Consider the following 18,061-nt stretch of genomic DNA (forward strand, 5'->3'; position numbering starts at 1 on the left):
CCGTTTGAAGAAGCGCCAGCGGAAGCTGGAGAAGTGACGCGACCGGCACGAGCGGTCCCTAAACCCTTCAACGTGAACGCCAATCCATGCAGTGCCGATGCTGCGAATTCAAAGAAGATGCCTTATAACAGCCATCGCTGCGCATGCATTGCTGCCGACGCTCACCGCGATGCACCAATATAGTTCGCCTATACATCAATATCATATTATATTTAGCAACACTCGTTTGACACCGCCCCGGCCTTATTACAAACTAACACTAACAGGTCGGTCAGAGCGCCGATCATCTGTTTTGCAGGCGGGGGCTTCATGAGCAGCGTTACGATCACAGACAATCTGTTCTCGTTCGGCACGGCCGGCGATACCGGTGCGGTTGCGGGATGCGGCTGCGCCTTCTGCGCGGCGATGGCGGGCAGCGGTGCGGTCACACCGCATGTCACGAGCGACGCGGCGATCGCCCGCAGCGGCGCGGAAATGATCACCCAGCACTATTCGGACCAAGGCTTCTACTACTACAGCGGCGACCGGAACATCGACGCGGTCCTGATCGGCTCGCGCTGGACCGCGACCACGCTGACCTTCTCGTTCCCTGGCAGCGGCAGCGTCTACGGCGCCAATTACGATTCGGGGGAGAACACCCTGCACCTGCCATTCAACGACGCGCAGAAGGCGGCGGCGCGGCAGGCGTTCGATCTCGTTTCGGGCTACACCGGGCTGAAATTCGTCGAGGTGGCGGCCGACGGCCCCGAGCGTCCGACGTTCCGCCTGTCGTCGACGGCGGCGGCCAACGTCGGGTCGGCGATGGGCTATTTTCCGCACACCACCGAAAATCTCGGCGGCGACATCTGGTTCGGCCGCACCGCCCAACCTTATTACGAGACGCCGCAACGCGGCAACTGGGGCTTCGTCACGATCATGCACGAGATCGGGCACACGCTCGGCCTCAAGCATGGCCATTCGGACTATACCGACGAAGATCTCGGCTCGTTCTTCGGTCTCGACGAAGCGTTCCACGGCACCCGCGCGCTGGAATATGATCGCGACGGACAACCGTGGTCGATCATGTCGTACACGACCTCGCCCAACACCTCGTCGGTCTTCAACGGCGATCAGCAGAACCAGGCGCAGACGTACATGATGTACGACATCGCCGCGCTTCAATATCTTTATGGCGCCAACTACACGACCAACGCCGGCGACACCGTCTACCGTTGGGACCCGAATACCGGGGCGCTGTCGGTGAACGGCGTCTGGCGCGACGCACCCGCCGGCAACAAGGTGCTGGAAACCGTCTGGGACGGCGGCGGCAACGACACCTATGATTTCAGCAACTACACCGGCAACCTGTCGATCGATCTGCGCCCGGGTGAGTTCTCGACGCTGTCGAGCGCGCAGGTGGCCAACGCGCTCGCGTATGTGGACGGCGATGCCCCGATGATCGGCAACGTCGCCAATGCGCTGATGTATCACGGCAACACGGCCTCGCTGATCGAGAATGCGATCGGCGGCAGCGGAAACGACCGGATCGTCGGCAACCAGGCCAACAACCGGCTGGAAGGCGGCGCGGGCGACGATCTGCTGGCTGGTGGCGCGGGCAGCGATATGCTGATCGGCGGCGCGGGCAACGACGTCGCAGATTTTTCAGATGCCAAGTCCGCGATCAGCATCACCTTCAACAACAACACCGCCGACATCATCGTCGCGAATGGTGACGATCGCGACGTGCTGCGTCAGGTCGAGGGCGCGATCGGCACCGCGTTCAACGATACGCTGATCGGCGACCGTTCGGACAATTTCCTTTCGGGCGGTACCGGCGGGAGCGACTATCTGAACGGCGGCGCCGGTAACGATACGCTGGTCGGCGCCAGCGACACGATCGTCTATACCGATCGTCCCGACCTGATCGAAACCACACCCTGGAACAACCAGTACGCCGAAGCAGCGCTGAACCTGGACGGCTCGTTCGATCTGGTTCACGCGAACCTTGTCACGCAGTCCACCGTCCTTCCGCATGCGACGGTGCAGGCGAACGGCCCCGGCGGCGGCGCGGACTATTACAGCTTCACCGCCATCGGCGGGTCGAAGCTGATCCTCGATCTCGACAACGTGCCCCCCGACTGGACGGGCATCGAACTGCTGGACGCGCAAGGCAACGTGCTCGCGGGCAATTACGGCGTCGACCGCACCGACGCCGGCAGCCGTTCGGGTGGCGCGCCGTGGCTGGAGGCGCTCATCCCCTCCGATGGCGTCTTCTACGTGCGCGTCGGCGGTGTGTACCGCAACTATACGGCCGACGGGACGGAAGTCGACGAGGTGGGCGGTTTCCCGCGCGACATGCCCTATATCCTGAACGTCTCGCTGGAGAATGCGGCGGTCGACGCCAAGGTCACGGCAGCAGGCTCGGGGCGCTTCTACGGCGGCGATGGTGACGACCTGATCGTCGCGGCGACCGGCGACGACCTGATCGCGGGCGGCGCGGGCGTGGACACCCTGTCCTATGCCAAGGCCCGCGCCGGGGTGACCGTCGACCTGAACGTGGCCAAGGCGCAGAATACCGGCGGCTCGGGGATCGACACGATCAGCGGGATCGAGAACCTGATCGGCTCGCACTTCAACGACGTCCTGACCGGTACGGCCGGCAACAACGTCATCGCCGGCGGCGGCGGGCACGACCGTCTGAACGGTGGCGCCGGGCGTGATACGATCTCGTTCGCGGGGCTGGATCGCGGCGTGTCCTTCAGCCTGGCCGCACAGGGCAGCGACCAGTTCCTTCAGCCGGGCTCATCGGTGATCGCGACCGGCTTCGAGGATATTCTCGGCAGCGCCGGCAACGACAGGCTGACCGGCAACGCAGGCGCCAACCGGATCAACGGCGGCGCGGGCGACGACGTGATCGTGGACAGCGCCAACGGCCAGTCGAACGGCACCGACACGATCGACGGTGGCGCCGGCTTCGATACGCTCAGCTTCAACACCCATGCCGAGGGCATTTCCGCGATGCTGACCGGTGGCGGCAGCGGCCGGGTCATGTCGAATTATGGTGCGATGCTCGCCACCTTCACCAACGTCGAGGCGGTCGAAGGCGGTCGGGGCGACGACATGCTGATCGGCGATGAAGGCAACAACACGCTGAGCGGCCGCGAGGGCGCGGACATGCTCGTCGGTGGCGGCGGTGCGGATACGCTGGAGGGCGGTTTCGGCGACGACATCATCGACGGTGGCGAGGGCAACGACACCGCGGTGTTCAGCGCCGCGGTCAACCATTACGTCGATCTGGCGCGCTTCGACCGATATGACACCGGCGAGGGAACCGACTGGCTACTCAATATCGAGAATCTGCGCGGCGGGGCCGGAAACGACAGCTTCTTCGGCAACGCCGGGGACAACGTCTTCTACGATGCCGGTGGTGACGACCTGTACGTCGGGCGCGGCGGCAGCGACACGGTCGACTATTCGAACACCACCCGTCTGCTGCGGGTCGACCTGACGAACGCGGCGCAGCAGGATACCGTGGGCGGCGGCTCCGACACCTTCGACGGGATCGAGAACATCGTCGGCGGCAATTACGGCAACGTGCTGATGGGCACCGCCGGCGCCAATCGTCTGGGCGGCGGCAGCGATGTCGACGCGCTGGTCGGCGGTCAGGGTGACGATCGGCTGGAAGGCGGCGACGGCGACGACATGCTGATCGGCGACGAAACCGGGCTGATCACCACCGCGCTCGCTGCATCAAACAACGACACGCTGATCGGCGGCCGTGGTGCGGACAGGCTGATCGGCGGCGAAGGCGATGACACACTGATCGGCGGGTCGGGCAACGATATCCTGATCGGCGGGTCTGCGCGGGTGGTGCAGGCCGGCAACAACTTCAGGATCCAGGGCCTGATCCTGATGGACGGCGGGTTCGACACGCTCGATGGCGGCGAGGGCAACGATCTGGGCGTCCTCTATTACGACGGCCGCAAGGAGGCGATCCGCCTCGACATGCACGATACGCAGGCCCGGAACGTGGTCTATGCCGACGGCGTGGAGCATGGATCGGTCACCAGCGTCGAGACGCTCCGCTTCTATGGCGGCGTCGGGAACGACTGGGTGGAAACCGGTGCCGGCTATGATGTGCTGCAAGGCGGCGCGGGCAACGATCACCTTGCGGCGGGTGCCGGCGACGATATCGTCAATGGCGGCGCGGGCGACGACTGGCTGGACGGCGGCGTCGGCGTCGATACCATCAGCTATGCCGGCGCGACGTCGGGCGTGACGGTCGACCTGCGACGCACCGATGCGCAGGATACCGGCGGCGCCGGGATCGACACTATCAGCAATTTCGAGAACGTCACCGCCAGCGCCTTCAGCGACACGATCTACGGCAATGACGGCGCCAATCTGATCCGCGATGGCGTGGGCGGCGACGATCGCATCTACGGCATGGGCGGCGACGATATCCTTGGGATCGCGCGCACCTATGGCCAGCCGGCGCAGACGGTGCTGATCGACGGCGGCTCGGGCGACGATCTCGTCGAATATTTCTCGATTCCCGTCTACAACCGCTTCACGTTCCCACGCTTCTATCGCCAGACGGACACCGTGACGCTGATCGGTGGCGACGGCGACGACCGGATCAACATCTCCGGTCAGAAGACGGGCTATGTCGATGCGGGTGCGGGCGACGACATCGTCGCGATTGGCGTCGGCGGGCTCAACCCCTCGACCCTCGAAGTCACGCTGGGCGCCGGACGCGACATCCTGTCGTTCCTCTACGTCGACAATTTCGTCGGCGAAATGGACCGCGTGAATATCGTCCATGATTTCGAGACGGGCGCCGGTGGCGACAAGATCGACCTGACGCGCATCCTCGGCGGATGGTACACCGGGGTCAATCCGTTCTCGATCGGCCAGATGAAGCTGGTTCAGGACGGCGAGAACGTGTTGCTGCAGGTCGACATGGATCGCGGCGGCACCTACTTCCAGTGGCGCACGATGATGACCTTCGAACATACCAAGGTCGAGGATTTCACCGCCGACAACTTCTATCGCGTCGACGGCGACGGCATCTTCACCCCCTATGTCATCGTCCCGTTCGATCCGAAGGGCGGCGCGGCCGCGCCGAGCGAGTCGATGAACGGCATCCTGCCGCTCTCGAACGCCGTGCCGGACCTTAGCGCGCCGACTGACGGGTTCGACTCGGCGGCCGTGACGATCGGCCCCGACACGGCTGCCCAGACCTCCGGCAGCCCGCTGGTCGACGCGTGGCACGACCTTCCCGCCCCCGCCCCCGCCCCCGCCCCCGCCCCCGCCCCGGCGGCGCCTGCGGCCACCACCGCCGGGTTCGACACCGGCGACGTCGCGGTCGAGCCGGTGTTCGAGCATGTCAATCAGTGGAGCCGCTTCGCGCTGGACCTGCACAGCCAGCTGCACATGGCCTGACCGCAGAGCGACACGGTCGAAAGGAAAGACGCCGCGACAGCAATGCCGCGGCGTTCTTCGGCTCCATCTATTGGGCGGGCGGTGCCGCTAACATAGCGCCGTCATCACGACGCCGGGCGGCTAACGCACGCGCATCCTGTCGAAGGTGATGCATGCCCAAAGCTCGCTTACGCTTCACGCGTTCTTCCTCGCGACTTCCTTCAGCACCGTATTTTCGAGCATGGTGCCCGCCAGCAGCGAGAGCAACGGCGGAGAAGATCGTGGGTAGCGATCGCAGCGGGTGGCGGCGCGAAGGCGCAACCACTCAAACAGCGCGGCGATATCCGTGTTGTCGATAACCGGGCGACCCGAGGCTCATTGCGTCACGTAATCGCTCGACCTGCCCTGCAACTTCAAACACGACGTTATTAGTCGAGCGTGAACCCCCTCGCTCCCATGGACTCTGTCGAAACCGACCAACCGCACGCGCTCGCCGCAGCCGTGTTCCCGGTTCTCCCGCTACTCGGCGGGAGAGTGGCCTTGTTCCTGAGGGTCGGCCGGCTTCTCATCCAAGGCGAGGGCCAGCTTCCGGCGCTCATTTGGCCGCGATCTGCTCCCCGGTTTGCCTCGTCTCCTTCATATCCAGCTCCTTGCCCGCATGCCCATGCACGACCAGAGGTAGCGGAGCATGATCTCGTGCCACTCTAGCGGGCGTCAGGCGTTCAGCTTTCATGCGGAAGAACAAGGGCAGCGGCGCCTCCGACGAATACTCGCACGGTCGACGCGACGGACTCAGATTGGCTCTCGCGGTGCTGGCTGCCGAGGAGGCTAAATGGGCATCGCTGCTCGGCGAAAGCAGTTCTTGGCGGACCAACGCCACACGCGAGGTACGGCACAAAACGTTGCAGGTCGCACAGACCCGATTGCGCACCGCACTGAACCGGATCACGCCGAAAGGCGATGTGTCGATTGTGGATGAGGAACTAGCCGGCGCGCTGAAAGAGATTGGTCTCTAGCCGGATCATCACCGACTGCCTGTCCCACGATCCAAGTCTCGTCTACTTGGCGAAGTGCGGCTTCGAGGCTGCAGCAACTCGGCCTCGGACGCTCATGGTGCGGAGAGCGCTTCTCAACTCCGGACGTCCGTTTATCCGCGACGTAAAAACTACTGATGCCAGCGCTAGTGTGGGTAACGAAACGCAATCTCGTACAGGCCGATGGCCACCTCAAAAGCGATGAGCCCAATTACGGACAATTCAAGACGCAACGAGCGTTTGTCCTGCACCAAGTCCAGCAACCACTCGGCTGAATCGCCGAGCATCTCGAGCTTGCGCTCGATGGTGCGCGTGCGATCGCCCAGCTCATATTCGGCTTCGAGGCGTCCATAAAGACGGTCGAGCTCCGGATGCTCCCAGAGCAGATCCGGCTTCTCGCCGATCCGCGCGCGTCCGACGACGCGGTGCTGAGCGGAGAGGACGCTGCCGATCTGGCGCATGATCTGACGGATGGGAAGATGGGCGCGGCCATGCTCCCGCATGTCGGTGAGAAGTGGCTCGATCCGGTCGAACGCGTCCTCGATGCGCATCTCGTCACGCGCGAGGACCACGGAGCGCGCGAGAACAGTGGCTGCGAGCAGCAGCCGCTCTGGCGTTGCTTCTCGCAGCCGGATACGTCCGTCGGCGGATACGGTTTCCTCACCTTCGTCACGCAGTTCGATGCGGGCAGTCTCAATCTCCGGGGTCGCCGGCGGATCGACGGCGTGTGGCGCGACTTGCGCAAGGATCAGCGCCTCCTCCGCAGGCGTTGCGCCGACAAGGACGACGGCGCCGTAGCGGAAGACAAACGCGCCTGCCCCCTTCAGCTCGACCGTCTCGGGATCGCCGAAACCGGCGAGCGCGCGCATATCGATACGCGTGCCCAGAAGATGCGCGCGCATCTCGACCTGGTCCCCTCTTCCGGGCAGCGGTGCGACGAGCGCCTCCGGCACCCCGGTCGGACGCAGCGTCTGTGTGTCGGTCACGAGCATATCCTCTTTATCGAGCAACTCTCGAGAGCGTCTATGTTCCCGACGATCCGGCGCAGTCACGCCCCCGTCAACGACGATGTTGATATGCCGCTAAGACCAATGAACCACATCCGTCATGCCTCGTTGAGAAGGCCTAAGCGAAACAGTGAGTTGGCGATGATCGCCGACGCGTACATCGCCGGTCGCGGAGGGCCACATGACTGAGCTGACGTTGCACGAACTATCGCGGAAGATGGCGAAGCTCGATTTTGCCATGCTGGCCACGCGTTCCTCCGCTGGCGCGCTCACGGCGCGGCCCATGAGCAACAACGGCGACGTCGAGTACCGGGGTGACAGCTATTTCTTCGCCTACGACGATTCACGCAAGATCTCCGACATCCGCGATGACCCCGCGGTGACGCTGAGCTACACCGGTGCCGCCGGGATGCTCGGCGGTCCGCCGCTGTTCGTCGCGGTCGAGGGACAGGCGGCGCTGATCGAGGACAAGGCGCAATTCGAGGCGCATTGGACCAAGGACCTCGACCGCTATTTCCCGGATGGGATCGACACCCCCGGCGTCGTCATGATCGTCGTCCGAGCGGATGTCATCCGCTATTGGGACGGCAGCGACGAAGGCGAGATCGCCGTTTGAGCCACGTTGCGGGGGCCGACGATGCACGCCCAACCTCGCGATCTGCGTGCCCGCTCGTGACGAGGCGGCGCGCCTGCCGAAGTTGTTCGAGGCATTGGAAAGTCTCCCTGTACCCCTAGACCGGTCAGCGCACATCTGCCTGCTGTTCGACGGCTGTACCGATCGGAGTGCCGCACTCGCCGCCGCCTATTCGCGTGACACCGCGCCATTAGCGGGCCGAGCGCCGTATCCACAAAGCGGTCTTTCGTTCACATCGACAGCGGAATCGCTTGGGTCTGGTCGCCCGCTTAATCGCGCTTGGAGCCCATGCCCCGCTCGCGACCCCAGACGACGGCTCCGCTCCGGCGACTGGTACCGATCTTGGCGTAGATGCGCGCAACATGATTGCGTACGGTGTTACGTGAGATCGAAAGGCGATCTGCTATGGCCGCATCGTCGAGATCGTTGCAGATCAGGTCCAGGATCTCCCGCTCGCGTGGGCTAAGCTCGACGGGTGCCGGATGCGGTGCCGGCTTGCGCAGCGTCGCCAGCCTGTCCAGGATCGAGCGGCTGAGCCAGCTCGCGTCCTTCAGCACCTCGTCGATCGCCGCGCCGAGTTCGGCGTCGCTCCTGCGACGCTCCGTCACATCCTGATAGACCCACAGAACGCAGGGACTGCCATGGACGTTGATCGTCTCGGCGGAGATCAGGCAATCCACTGGCACCTTGGACCGGGACACCAGGCAAGCTTCGCAGGCGCGAACCGATCCCTGCTCCGCCACCTTCCTTTCTGTCGCCGCGCACTGCTCCGCGTCGTCCCACAATCCAAGCTCGTCCGCGGTGTGGTCCAGAGCTGCCGCATCGTCGTAACCGCTCAGTTCGCGGAACGCGGCGTTGACGCTGACGATGCGGTGATTCCCATCGCGGGTGATCGCCATGGCGACCGGCGCCATCTCGAACACGGCCTGCAGGTGGCGCTCACTGGCGGCGAGCGACTGCTCGGCCTCGCGCCTGGGTTGAAGATCGGCAAAGGTGAGAAGCAATACATCCTCATCGGTGACGTCGATCGGCTGGCCGGCAAAGAGCACCAGCCGCCTCGATCCGTCGGCCACCAGCAGCTCTGCATCGGTTTGAGGCACGACCTCGCCCGCTTCCATCTGCCGTCGCACGGCCGCGCGATCGGGCAAGCAGCCGAGCAGGTCGAGGCCGAACAGCGATCGCCCTACGAGCTGCTCCGGCATGAAGCCTGTCAGCGAAACGAAGCCGGGGTTTGCGGCGGCGACCCTCATGTCGTGCTGTCGGACGATAATGGCAGGCGCAGGATTCGCCCGGAACATGGCGCTGAATCGCGCCTCTGCATCATATTGCCCGGACACGTCGCTGAGCACCACCGCCAGGTAGTCCGGCTCACCGCCATCGACGTCCATAGTGACGTCGCGCACCTGATGCATCCAGCGCGCCTCGTCCTCGCCGGCTGGCGCAACCTCCACCACCATATCAGGGATGCTCTCGCCGGCCAGAACCTTGAACAGCGGATAGTCCCGGTGCTTCAGCCGGTGATGATCGCGCGTCCACAGCGTGAAGCGTCGGGCATAATCTTCCGCGCTGGTGCCCAGCTCCTCCATGGTTGTGACGCCATGCATCGCAAGCGCGGCGGCGTTGGCACTCAGGATTATACCGGTGGGGTCGAGCAGGATCACACCGTCGAGCAGTTGCGCCATGAGTTGCTCCAGGTGACGCAACGTGGGCTGCTGGGACGTGGAGGTACGGGTGACGGTCATGCGGGCTCAACCCGGGACCCAGGGCCCACGTTCCCACGAGTGATACTAAGCATACTGGTGCTGACGCACTAGGTGCTTGCTGCGCTGGGCCCCGCCTTTTTGAACATCCCTGATGACGCTCCGTTGTAGCCATATCATTCACCACACGGAAGGACGGCCATGGGCCTCATCATTCTTCTCATCGTCGGCGGCCTGATCGGCTGGGTCGCCAGCATGATCATGCGAACCGATGGCCAGCAGGGCATCTTCCTCAACATCGTCGTGGGGATCATCGGTGCCGTGATCGCCGGCTTCGTCGTCACCCCGCTGATCGGCGGCGCGCCAATTACCAGCGGCGAGATTAGCATCCAGTCGGTGGTTGTCTCGCTTCTCGGCGCGATCGTGCTGCTCGCAATTATCAACCTCTTTCGCCGCGGCGCGGTTCGTTGAACAAAGGAGAGACAAGCATGAACACGCAGACGGCTTCGGCCATCTTCGACACGCAGGCCGAGGCGCAGCGCGCCGTCGGCGAGCTTCGACACGCGGGCGTGCCCGACCAGGCCCTGTCGGTCGTCACCCAGCGCGGCGGCACCATGACCACTGCGGACGTCGCCGGTGACGTCGTCGACGAGGAACACGGCAGCGTCGCACGCGGTATCCTGGGCGGGGGTGCCCTTGGCGCGGGCCTCGGTGTCGCGGCGCTGGCTATCCCGGGCGTAGGTCCGCTAGTTGCCGCCGGCGCGATCGCCGCCTCGGCCGTCCCGGGGGCGATGGCGATCGGTGCCGCTGCAGGCGCGGCCGCGGGCACGCTGAACGAGACTCTCGGAAAGCACGGGATCGACCCGGACGACGCCGACTACTACGGCAGTCGTCTAGGCAACGGCGGCGTGCTCGTGACTGTCGATGCGAACGCGGGCGGCATCTCGTCCGACGAGATCGCCGACGTTCTCTACCGGAACGGTGGCCACAACTCGCGCCGCTCCCCCGTATCATCGTACTGAGGGCACGCGAACCCAAGCGAGCCGGGGCTGCCTGCGCAGCTCCGGCCGTTTGGCGTCAAAATCCTGTCTGCATGTTACAGCAAGATGCGATACCAAGCCGTCGCAAGACGTCTTGACGGTGCCCCTCCACGATCTGTGAGATCGACCGTGCAGTGACGAAGCGTTCACTCGCCGCCGGGAGGTGCTGCTGCGACGGCTCCCTTGATCGATCATCGTTGGCGCTCGAATGATTACCGAATCTCTTGGGGGCCGCCAGAGCTTAGGAAGCAATCTAAAGCCACGCCTGATTGCCCTCCGAATTACGGAGCGCTGTTTCGCGGAACTTGCATATTCTATAAGCAGCTCTATATTGGAATTGCTGAACGTCGCCTGCGACGGATGATGGGCCGCTTCGGCTCTTCCCTTTGTCCTTTCTAGCTTCAAGACGCCGGGATGTGCCGCTTTGGCGCATGCCCGACACCCGTGGGACAAGGAAATTCTCATGATCACTGGCACCGTAAAATTCTTTAACAATGACAAGGGTTATGGCTTCATCGCGCCGGAAAACGGCAACGGCGACGCTTTCGTCCACATCTCGGCCGTAGAGCGCGCGGGCATGACGACGCTCAACAAGGACCAGCGCGTGTCCTACGAGCTCGAGACCGATCGTCGTGGCAAGACATCTGCTGTGAACCTGCAGGACGCCTGACAGTCTGCGGCGGGTGCTTCGCATCCGCCGCTTTCTCGGCTCGCGCATACCCAAATTGTTCTACCAGGCCGCTCGGCTACGTGACGCCTAGAGCGGTGGCAGGCTCCGCCGGCTATGAAAGGCTGTTATGTCCAGAAAACTCGTCGCACCATTTCTGATCGCCAAAGACGCGGACGGCCAGTTTCGAATCACCATCCGCGACACGCGCTACAATTCGCAGAACTACCCGATCGTAACATCCACCCTGCAGCCCGAGATGTTCAAGAGCGCCGTTGCCGCCCGTGCGCACGCCAAGCAGCAATTCGGTGCAGAGGCCGGACAGTTCGCTTCCAAGTGAATTCGTCCCAGCCTCCCGCGGATGACATGCGCAAAGTGTTCATATGAGCGGGGGCGTGCCCCGCAACCAATGAGGCTCGCATGACGCAGCAGGAACATGATCTGACCGCGCAGCAGTTACTGGAAGCCCAGCAAGCGCTCGACGTGGCAGCGTTCAACGGGATCCTGAGCTTGGCCATCGTGCTGCGGAAGCGGAACCTGCTGACCGACGTCGAGACAGAGGGGCTGCACGACATCATGAGCAAGCCGCTGTTGCTGGCGGGCAACGCGGATAACCCGGTCGTGCAGGACGCCCAGCACAATCTGGATCAGTTATTCGCGCTACTGGTCGATCACCGCTAAACAACGCCAGCGTAGATCCCGAGCGCTCGCAAGCTGCCGTTCCGAGGCGCGCTATGGCGCGATGATCGACCAACCCGACCCGCGACCACTCACAAGCAGCGTTCCGGTCTGACGCGGCCACGTGGAACAACATCGCCAAAACGCTTGAAGTTTGGTCCACTACGACAGCCACTTGGTTGGATACTGGACCAGCACGAGTTCTGCGAAGCAGTGCCTATTCTACCGTCCATGATGTGCCGAAAAGGTAGCAGAACCGCTACAGTTTGCCACCGTTCGGCTGGACATGGATGAACAGGCTCCCGCTGTCCGAGCGCTTGTAAGGGCGATCGGCGGTCTAAAGCGATTTTATCGCGATGTTGATACGTCGAGCCTCCGAAACAGGTTCGAATCCCGCGACGCCAGAATCTGCTGGTATGGCTGGTGAAGCTACCAGCAAACGGACCAGCAGTTGGGTTGGGCTGCAACGGTCGCCCGTGGAGCGTCCCCAGAGGCAAGCCAGCACCAAGTAGCTGACCAACCAATGATTTTGTGGATCCTCTGCGATGCCGTGGAACATCCTGGAAAATCGGACTGGCTGGGGCGGCAGGATTCCCATCCCGACGCATCTGCGAGCTAAGTATTTGATTCCACCAGCGTGCAGGCACCGCCTGCACAGCCCATTGCTACAGTGCATTGGCACAATTTTCAATTGCGATTTGGACGGTATTGGGCGCCAGCAAGAGACGTGTCGGCGCAGTGGTGCATGCAGGAAGGCTTGTCCGTCGACGGCTGGTCCTTCCTGGCCGAAACAGCGAGGCAAGCGGACCGAAGCGCGGTTTAAAGTTCAGCGGTTCGTCCCGGCGCCTAAGCCGGCAAGAGCCCAACCGTGCGGTAGCTGGCGATCATCGTGTCGAAGAGTGCGATGTCCGATCGGCCCCTTGCGAAGAGCTGTGCGCCGGCGACCGCTGCATAGATTGCCTTTGCCCTCGCTTCGCCTTCACCCGCTTCGACGACCTTGGCATCGACGAGCAGCTTGCCGAGCCACGCGACGTTGACCTCGGCGAAGCATTGCACCTCGGCCTTCACTGGATCGGGAAGATCGTCATATTCCGCCGCCATGAAGCTGGACAGGCAGATGCGGTTGTCGTTCGACAGCGAGGCTCGGAAAATCTCAGGGTAGCGGCGTAGTGCGGCAAGCGGGTCGGAAGCTTCGTCCTCGATCGCATCGAGTTGCGCGACCGTGTCTTCCCAATAGCGCCGTGCCACCGCCGCGCCGAGATCGGCCTTGGTTGCGAAATGATGATGGATGCTGGGCGCCTTGATCCCGACTTCAGCCGCGATGTCACGGAAGTTGAGGCCGTTATAGCCACGCGCCATCGCAGTCCGCCGTGCGGCGGCCAGCACCGCTTCCCTGGATGTTGAAACCGCCACTGCTCCACCCGTCTCGCCAACCCGACCAAGTGGTAGATAGACCTTGACGCCCATCACGCAAGCGCGCACTTGCCGGCCTACCGATCACTTGGTAGGTCAAACTATGATCTCGCAATCCCCGCCGCCGCCGGCCACGAAGCTCCGCCTGTTCACCTCTCCCTCGGCGTTCCCCAATCCCCAGCGCCTGCGCATCTTCCTGCACGAGAAAGGCATTGCCGACCGTTTCGACGAGCAGGTCTACAATATGTCGCCGATGGGCGAGCAGCGGCAGTGGAAACACCTGAAGATGAACCCATGGGGTGAAACCCCGACGCTTGAATTGGCCGATGGCAGCTTCATCTCGGAAACTGCCGCCGTCGCGCGTTATCTCGACCAGGCATTTCCGGGGCGCCGGATCATGGGCGAGACGGCCGAGGAGCAAGGGCTCGACGCCATGTGGGACAATCGCATCTGGGTGCACATCCTCTACCGCATCACCACCGCGTTCCACGTCCTGCACCAGGGACTCGGACCCAAGCTCGAACTGACCTCGAACCCGGCATGGGGCGAGCATTGCCGCAAGGAAGCGCTGGCGCATACCACGCTAGTCGACCGGCATCTGGCCGATGGCCGCGACTGGCTGCTCGGCGGTGCGGAGCCGACCTTTGGGGACATCACGCTGGCGACTGCTATCGCCTTTTCCAAGTTCGAGGTGAACGCGATGCCGCTCGACGAGCGCTATGAACATATCGATGCGTTCTGGCAGCGGTGGCAGCGCCGCCCAACGTTCCTCGCCGCCTATGCCGATCGCAGCAGTGGCGTGCCAGAACTGGATAACCGCGCCTAGCAACCGCGTGCCCCGGACGGGGTTTGTGTCCGTTTGAGAAATGCCCTGAACAGGAGAGAATGACGTGCTGTTTCACACGATGGTCGGATCGAACGACATTGAACGATCGAAGCGCTTTTACGACGAGGTGCTGGGCACGCTCGGCGTCGGCGAACCGGCGCGGAATATAGCCGACAGCGGCCATGTCCGGCTCATCTACAATAACGGCAACGGGACCAACTTCATCGTTAGCCAGCCGATCAACGACGAACCGGCGACTGTCGCGAATGGCAGCACGGTCGCCTTTTCATGCGACTCGCCCGAGCAGGTGAAGCAGCTTCACGATACGGCGATCGCCAATGGCGGCACCTCGATCGAAGCTCCGCCCGGCCCGCGTCAGACTGCGTCCATGGGTACGATCGAGCTCGCCTATTTTCGCGACCCCGACGGCAACAAGCTGTGCGGGATTCATTTTCCGAAATAATCGAGCGCCTCGTATCGTGGCGCGCCCGTGTTGCCCGTCCCTATCATGGACGGGCAGCGCTTGGTCGATCTGGTGCGGCGAGGATCAGAAGAGAACGCCGGCCGGGTCGATGGCTCCGGTCAAGCGCAGCAATGCTTGTACTTCTTACCCGATCCGCAAGGACACGGATCGTTGCGGCCGATCTTTGCCCCCACAATCGCATCCACGGCAATCGGCTTCGCCTCGCCGCCGCCTGCCCGGGCCGCGTAGAGGCGCTGGACCGTGTCTGTCAGCTCGGACACCGCACGGTCCTGGAAGGCGTTGATCTCGACGCTGTCGAGCTCGCTTTCGCCCCGCGCGATCGCGATCAGTGCCAGCAGGCGGTGCCATGGATCGGCCCATCCGGCATTGGCCGCCGCCGCGTCCCACGCGTCCGGGCGCAATGCGACCGCGTCAGAAAATCCGTCGATCCAATATTCCCACAGGACCTCGCCATCCCGCTCGTCGACGTCGAGGATCGGCTGCAACTTGCCGCGGGACAGGTCGCGCGCGATCTCGTCACGGCGCGCCGCGACCGCTTTGACGAACCATTGTACGTCGAGGGGATCGTCGAAGGGCGGAACGCCATCGCCCTCGACGCCCCATATGACCGTCATCCACTCATTCGTAGGGATCGGCTCGGGACAGACGATAAGCCCGGTCAGGAAACCGTCGAGCTCGGTGAGCAGCATCGGCTCTTCGAACGGCAGGTCGGCCAGTGCCCCATCGAGACGCCGGAAGCGGGACGGCATTTTCCTCACAGGCTGAGGCCGCGCCGACGCATCTGATCCTCCGCCATGACACGCAGCGGCGTCTGATCGCCCGCGGCGAAGATGTCGGCGAAGTCGAGCAGATCCTCATCGCCCAACGCGGCCACCGCCGCCTCGATGGCAGCGAGGCGCTGAAGCTCGTGTTCCGTCCTGGCGGCGATGCGCTTCATGCGGGTTTTCAGCATAGCGGTCCGTTAACAGGATCGGTCTGCTTTGACACCGCTCCATTGTTTGACACCGCCCCATTGAATGTCCCCAGGCATGATCTTGACGGACGTGGACCGGATACCGACGTCCATCGGCGTCAGGAGACGCATGATGGTGGAAGCACGATGGAACGGCGTACGGATCGCCGATAGCGACGATACGGTCATCGTCGAGGGCAACCACTATTTCCCCAAGCAGAGCGTAGACACCGCGCTTTTGCGACCGAGCAGCACGACAACGGTCTGCCCGTGGAAGGGAACGGCGCATTATTACAGCCTGCACGTCGCGGGCGCCGACAATCCCGACGCCGCCTGGTATTACCCCGATCCCAAGGTCGAAGCCGAGAATATCCGCGGACGCATCGCCTTTTGGAAGGGAGTCACGGTCGCCTGACTTGGCTGAGCCGCAACGGCTGCGCGCGGCGGCACGAACCGGAAGTTGGCCCGATGCACTGGGTCGAACGTTAATCGCCGCATGAAGACGATCCGCTTTCCGGACGGTACGACCGTCCCCGCGCTTGGCCAGGGCACCTGGATGATGGCGGAAGACCCAGCCCGCCGATCGGACGAGATCGCCGCGCTGCGCGAGGGGCTGTCGCTCGGCCTTACCCTGATCGACACCGCCGAGATGTATGCCGACGGCGAGTCCGAACGCCTCGTCGGCGAAGCTATTGCAAGCATGCGCGACGAGGTGTTGCTCGTCAGCAAGGCCTATCCGCAGAATGCCTCACGCGACCGGCTGCCCCGGGCGTGCGAGGCGAGCCTCGAACGGCTCGGGACCGATCGGCTCGACCTATACCTGCTGCATTGGCGTGGACGCGTGCCGCTGGCCGAGACGGTTGAGGCGATGGAGCGGCTGGTTGCGGCGGGCAAGATCCTGCGCTGGGGCGTCAGCAACCTCGACACCGGCGATATGGACGAACTCGTCGCGAGTGGCGGCACGGCGTGCCAGACCGACCAGATCCTCTACAACCTGACACGGCGCGGTCCGGAATATGACCTGATCCCATGGACGGCGCGGCACCACATGCCGGTCATGGCCTATAGCCCGGTCGAACAGGGGTGCCTGGTGGCGCATCCCGGTCTCGCCGCCATGGCCGCCGAACACGCCGTGAGCCCGGCGCAACTCGCGCTCGCCTGGCTGCTGGCGCGGCCCGGCATCCTCCCCATCCCCAAGGCCGGTTCGGTCGCGCATGTGCGGGACAATCGCGCCGCACTGGACCTCAAGCTGTCTGAGGGCGATCTGCGGCGGCTCGACGAGCTGTTTCCGCCGCCGCGCGGCCCCGAGCCGCTTGCGATGCTCTAACCGCGGATGAAGTCGAGGAACGCGCGCAGCGGCGGCGGTACCAAGCGGCGGCCGGAATAATAGAGGAACGGACCGGAAAAAGGCTGCCACCAGTCGGGCAGCACCGGTTCCAGGGCACCGCTGCCCAGTGCGGGCACCAGCCAGTCCTCGAACAGATGGATGATCCCGCCGCCCGCCACCGCGACATCTACCAACAGATCCACCGCGCCAGCGACGCTCGCGATGAGCGGGCCTTGCGGCTCGATCCGCACGATCTCGCCGTCGCGCTCGAACTCCCAGGGGCTGGTCAGCACGCCGCTGGTGAAGCGGCCGCGCAGGCAGGCGTGATCGAGCAGGTCGCGCGGGTGCGCCGGCCGGCCGCGCGCCTCAAGATAGGCCGGCGCCGCGGCGGTCGCGAAACGCTGAACCCGCGGACCGATCGGCACCGCGATCATGTCCTGCTCCAGCCGTTCGTCATAGCGAATGCCCGCATCGCAACCGGAGGCTACCATGTCGACGAGGATGTCCTCGGCCATGATCTCGACCTGAATGTCGGGATAGGCGGCGAGGAAGCCGGGCAGGATCGCCGGCAAGACCAGCCGCGCCGCGCTGACCGGCACATTTAGCTTGAGCGTGCCGGCCGGTGTGTCGCGGAACAGGTTCACGACGTCGAGCGCCGCCTCCACCTCGCCCAGCGCCGGTGCCAGCCGCTCGATCAACCGCATCCCCGCCTCGGTCGGCACGACGCTGCGGGTGGTGCGATGGAGCAGGCGGACGCCGAGCCGCGCCTCCAGCCGCCGTACCGCTTCGCTGAGCGTCGAGGCACTCGATCCTGTGGTTCGGGCTGCGTCGCGAAATCCGCGGGCCTGTGCGACCGCCAGGAACGCGTTGAGATCGGCAAGGTCCGCCTTCATTGT

General features: G+C 64.0%; 18 protein-coding genes. 12 read left to right on the forward strand and 6 right to left on the reverse strand.

Annotation, left to right across the window (positions count from 1 at the left end; translation table 11 throughout):
* Positions 1-309: 309 nt before the first annotated feature.
* Both SPHPH_RS0108165 and SPHPH_RS0108170 read left to right on the forward strand, forming a co-directional pair.
* Positions 310-5,424, forward strand: coding sequence for a M10 family metallopeptidase C-terminal domain-containing protein (locus SPHPH_RS0108165; protein ID WP_028966265.1), 5,115 nt, complete (start codon positions 310-312; stop codon positions 5,422-5,424).
* A 710-nt stretch (positions 5,425-6,134) separates the two neighbouring features.
* The gene (locus SPHPH_RS0108170) at positions 6,135-6,419 is read left to right on the forward strand and encodes a hypothetical protein (protein ID WP_028966266.1); all 285 of its coding nucleotides are present in this window, start codon (positions 6,135-6,137) and stop codon (positions 6,417-6,419) included.
* A gap of 164 nt (positions 6,420-6,583) precedes the next feature.
* On the opposite strand, the gene SPHPH_RS0108175 is transcribed toward SPHPH_RS0108170, so the two are convergent.
* Positions 6,584-7,423 (reverse strand): RMD1 family protein, encoded by an 840-nt coding sequence (locus SPHPH_RS0108175; RefSeq protein WP_238302958.1) that lies wholly within the window; start codon positions 7,421-7,423, stop codon positions 6,584-6,586.
* A gap of 202 nt (positions 7,424-7,625) precedes the next feature.
* Here SPHPH_RS0108175 and SPHPH_RS0108180 point away from each other — a divergent pair, with 202 nt between their 5' ends.
* Positions 7,626-8,060 carry a pyridoxamine 5'-phosphate oxidase family protein gene (locus SPHPH_RS0108180; protein WP_028966268.1) on the forward strand — a complete coding sequence of 145 codons (435 nt, stop codon included), beginning with the start codon at positions 7,626-7,628 and terminating at the stop codon, positions 8,058-8,060.
* 287 nt (positions 8,061-8,347) lie between these two features.
* On the opposite strand, the gene SPHPH_RS0108185 is transcribed toward SPHPH_RS0108180, so the two are convergent.
* Positions 8,348-9,820 carry a helix-turn-helix transcriptional regulator gene (locus tag SPHPH_RS0108185; protein ID WP_028966269.1) on the reverse strand — a complete coding sequence of 491 codons (1,473 nt, stop codon included), beginning with the start codon at positions 9,818-9,820 and terminating at the stop codon, positions 8,348-8,350.
* 159 nt (positions 9,821-9,979) lie between these two features.
* On the opposite strand from SPHPH_RS0108185, the gene SPHPH_RS0108190 reads away from it, so the two are divergent.
* The 5 genes from SPHPH_RS0108190 to SPHPH_RS0108210 all read left to right on the forward strand — a co-directional run bounded on the left by SPHPH_RS0108190 (position 9,980) and on the right by SPHPH_RS0108210 (position 12,166).
* The gene (locus tag SPHPH_RS0108190) at positions 9,980-10,249 is read left to right on the forward strand and encodes a GlsB/YeaQ/YmgE family stress response membrane protein (protein WP_028966270.1); all 270 of its coding nucleotides are present in this window, start codon (positions 9,980-9,982) and stop codon (positions 10,247-10,249) included.
* 17 nt (positions 10,250-10,266) lie between these two features.
* The gene (locus SPHPH_RS19205; protein WP_051272906.1) at positions 10,267-10,800 is read left to right on the forward strand and encodes an RNA-binding protein; all 534 of its coding nucleotides are present in this window, start codon (positions 10,267-10,269) and stop codon (positions 10,798-10,800) included.
* Between the two features lie 481 nt (positions 10,801-11,281).
* Positions 11,282-11,488, forward strand: coding sequence for a cold-shock protein (locus SPHPH_RS0108200; protein WP_028966271.1), 207 nt, complete (start codon positions 11,282-11,284; stop codon positions 11,486-11,488).
* Positions 11,489-11,615: 127 nt separating this feature from the next.
* Positions 11,616-11,825, forward strand: a complete 210-nt coding sequence (locus SPHPH_RS0108205) for a hypothetical protein (protein WP_028966272.1) — start codon at positions 11,616-11,618, stop codon at positions 11,823-11,825.
* Positions 11,826-11,905: 80 nt separating this feature from the next.
* On the forward strand, positions 11,906-12,166 hold the full coding sequence (locus tag SPHPH_RS0108210) for a hypothetical protein (protein ID WP_028966273.1): 261 nt from the start codon (positions 11,906-11,908) through the stop codon (positions 12,164-12,166).
* A gap of 843 nt (positions 12,167-13,009) precedes the next feature.
* Here the strand turns inward: SPHPH_RS0108210 and SPHPH_RS0108215 are convergent.
* A complete protein-coding gene (locus SPHPH_RS0108215; protein WP_081668564.1) occupies positions 13,010-13,630 on the reverse strand; it encodes a TetR/AcrR family transcriptional regulator in 621 nt (206 codons plus the stop codon).
* Here SPHPH_RS0108215 and SPHPH_RS0108220 point away from each other — a divergent pair.
* Complete coding sequence (locus tag SPHPH_RS0108220; RefSeq protein WP_202900652.1) at positions 13,620-14,402, forward strand: glutathione S-transferase family protein; 783 nt, start codon at positions 13,620-13,622, stop codon at positions 14,400-14,402. The two genes, SPHPH_RS0108215 and SPHPH_RS0108220, sit on opposite strands and share 11 nt — an antisense overlap.
* A 64-nt stretch (positions 14,403-14,466) precedes the next feature.
* Complete coding sequence (locus SPHPH_RS0108225; RefSeq protein ID WP_028966276.1) at positions 14,467-14,865, forward strand: VOC family protein; 399 nt, start codon at positions 14,467-14,469, stop codon at positions 14,863-14,865.
* Between the two features lie 119 nt (positions 14,866-14,984).
* On the opposite strand, the gene SPHPH_RS0108230 is transcribed toward SPHPH_RS0108225, so the two are convergent.
* The gene (locus tag SPHPH_RS0108230; protein ID WP_272944240.1) at positions 14,985-15,635 is read right to left on the reverse strand and encodes a UPF0149 family protein; all 651 of its coding nucleotides are present in this window, start codon (positions 15,633-15,635) and stop codon (positions 14,985-14,987) included.
* 5 nt (positions 15,636-15,640) lie between these two features.
* Positions 15,641-15,823 (reverse strand): hypothetical protein, encoded by a 183-nt coding sequence (locus SPHPH_RS0108235; RefSeq protein ID WP_028966278.1) that lies wholly within the window; start codon positions 15,821-15,823, stop codon positions 15,641-15,643.
* Positions 15,824-15,971: 148 nt separating this feature from the next.
* On the opposite strand from SPHPH_RS0108235, the gene SPHPH_RS0108240 reads away from it, so the two are divergent.
* Positions 15,972-16,253 carry a DUF427 domain-containing protein gene (locus SPHPH_RS0108240; RefSeq protein ID WP_028966279.1) on the forward strand — a complete coding sequence of 94 codons (282 nt, stop codon included), beginning with the start codon at positions 15,972-15,974 and terminating at the stop codon, positions 16,251-16,253.
* 81 nt (positions 16,254-16,334) lie between these two features.
* Entirely contained in the window at positions 16,335-17,165 is an 831-nt protein-coding gene (locus tag SPHPH_RS0108245) for an aldo/keto reductase (protein WP_028966280.1), read from the forward strand.
* Here the strand turns inward: SPHPH_RS0108245 and SPHPH_RS0108250 are convergent.
* Positions 17,162-18,058, reverse strand: coding sequence for a LysR family transcriptional regulator (locus SPHPH_RS0108250; RefSeq protein ID WP_028966281.1), 897 nt, complete (start codon positions 18,056-18,058; stop codon positions 17,162-17,164). The two genes, SPHPH_RS0108245 and SPHPH_RS0108250, sit on opposite strands and share 4 nt — an antisense overlap.
* Positions 18,059-18,061: the final 3 nt, after the last annotated feature.

It is taken from the genome of Sphingomonas phyllosphaerae FA2 (assembly GCF_000427645.1).
Lineage (GTDB): Bacteria > Pseudomonadota > Alphaproteobacteria > Sphingomonadales > Sphingomonadaceae > Sphingomonas > Sphingomonas phyllosphaerae.

Coding starts and splice junctions, on each gene's coding strand:
- SPHPH_RS0108170 (WP_028966266.1), top strand. CDS start 6,135: ATGCGGAAGAACAAGGGCAGCGGCGCCTCCGACGAATACTCGCACGGT.
- SPHPH_RS0108240 (WP_028966279.1), top strand. CDS start 15,972: ATGGTGGAAGCACGATGGAACGGCGTACGGATCGCCGATAGCGACGAT.
- SPHPH_RS0108185 (WP_028966269.1), bottom strand. CDS start 9,820: ATGACCGTCACCCGTACCTCCACGTCCCAGCAGCCCACGTTGCGTCAC.
- SPHPH_RS0108205 (WP_028966272.1), top strand. CDS start 11,616: ATGTCCAGAAAACTCGTCGCACCATTTCTGATCGCCAAAGACGCGGAC.
- SPHPH_RS19205 (WP_051272906.1), top strand. CDS start 10,267: ATGAACACGCAGACGGCTTCGGCCATCTTCGACACGCAGGCCGAGGCG.
- SPHPH_RS0108190 (WP_028966270.1), top strand. CDS start 9,980: ATGGGCCTCATCATTCTTCTCATCGTCGGCGGCCTGATCGGCTGGGTC.
- SPHPH_RS0108230 (WP_272944240.1), bottom strand. CDS start 15,635: ATGCCGTCCCGCTTCCGGCGTCTCGATGGGGCACTGGCCGACCTGCCG.
- SPHPH_RS0108250 (WP_028966281.1), bottom strand. CDS start 18,058: ATGAAGGCGGACCTTGCCGATCTCAACGCGTTCCTGGCGGTCGCACAG.
- SPHPH_RS0108210 (WP_028966273.1), top strand. CDS start 11,906: ATGACGCAGCAGGAACATGATCTGACCGCGCAGCAGTTACTGGAAGCC.
- SPHPH_RS0108165 (WP_028966265.1), top strand. CDS start 310: ATGAGCAGCGTTACGATCACAGACAATCTGTTCTCGTTCGGCACGGCC.
- SPHPH_RS0108215 (WP_081668564.1), bottom strand. CDS start 13,630: ATGGGCGTCAAGGTCTATCTACCACTTGGTCGGGTTGGCGAGACGGGT.
- SPHPH_RS0108180 (WP_028966268.1), top strand. CDS start 7,626: ATGACTGAGCTGACGTTGCACGAACTATCGCGGAAGATGGCGAAGCTC.
- SPHPH_RS0108235 (WP_028966278.1), bottom strand. CDS start 15,823: ATGAAGCGCATCGCCGCCAGGACGGAACACGAGCTTCAGCGCCTCGCT.
- SPHPH_RS0108245 (WP_028966280.1), top strand. CDS start 16,335: ATGAAGACGATCCGCTTTCCGGACGGTACGACCGTCCCCGCGCTTGGC.
- SPHPH_RS0108200 (WP_028966271.1), top strand. CDS start 11,282: ATGATCACTGGCACCGTAAAATTCTTTAACAATGACAAGGGTTATGGC.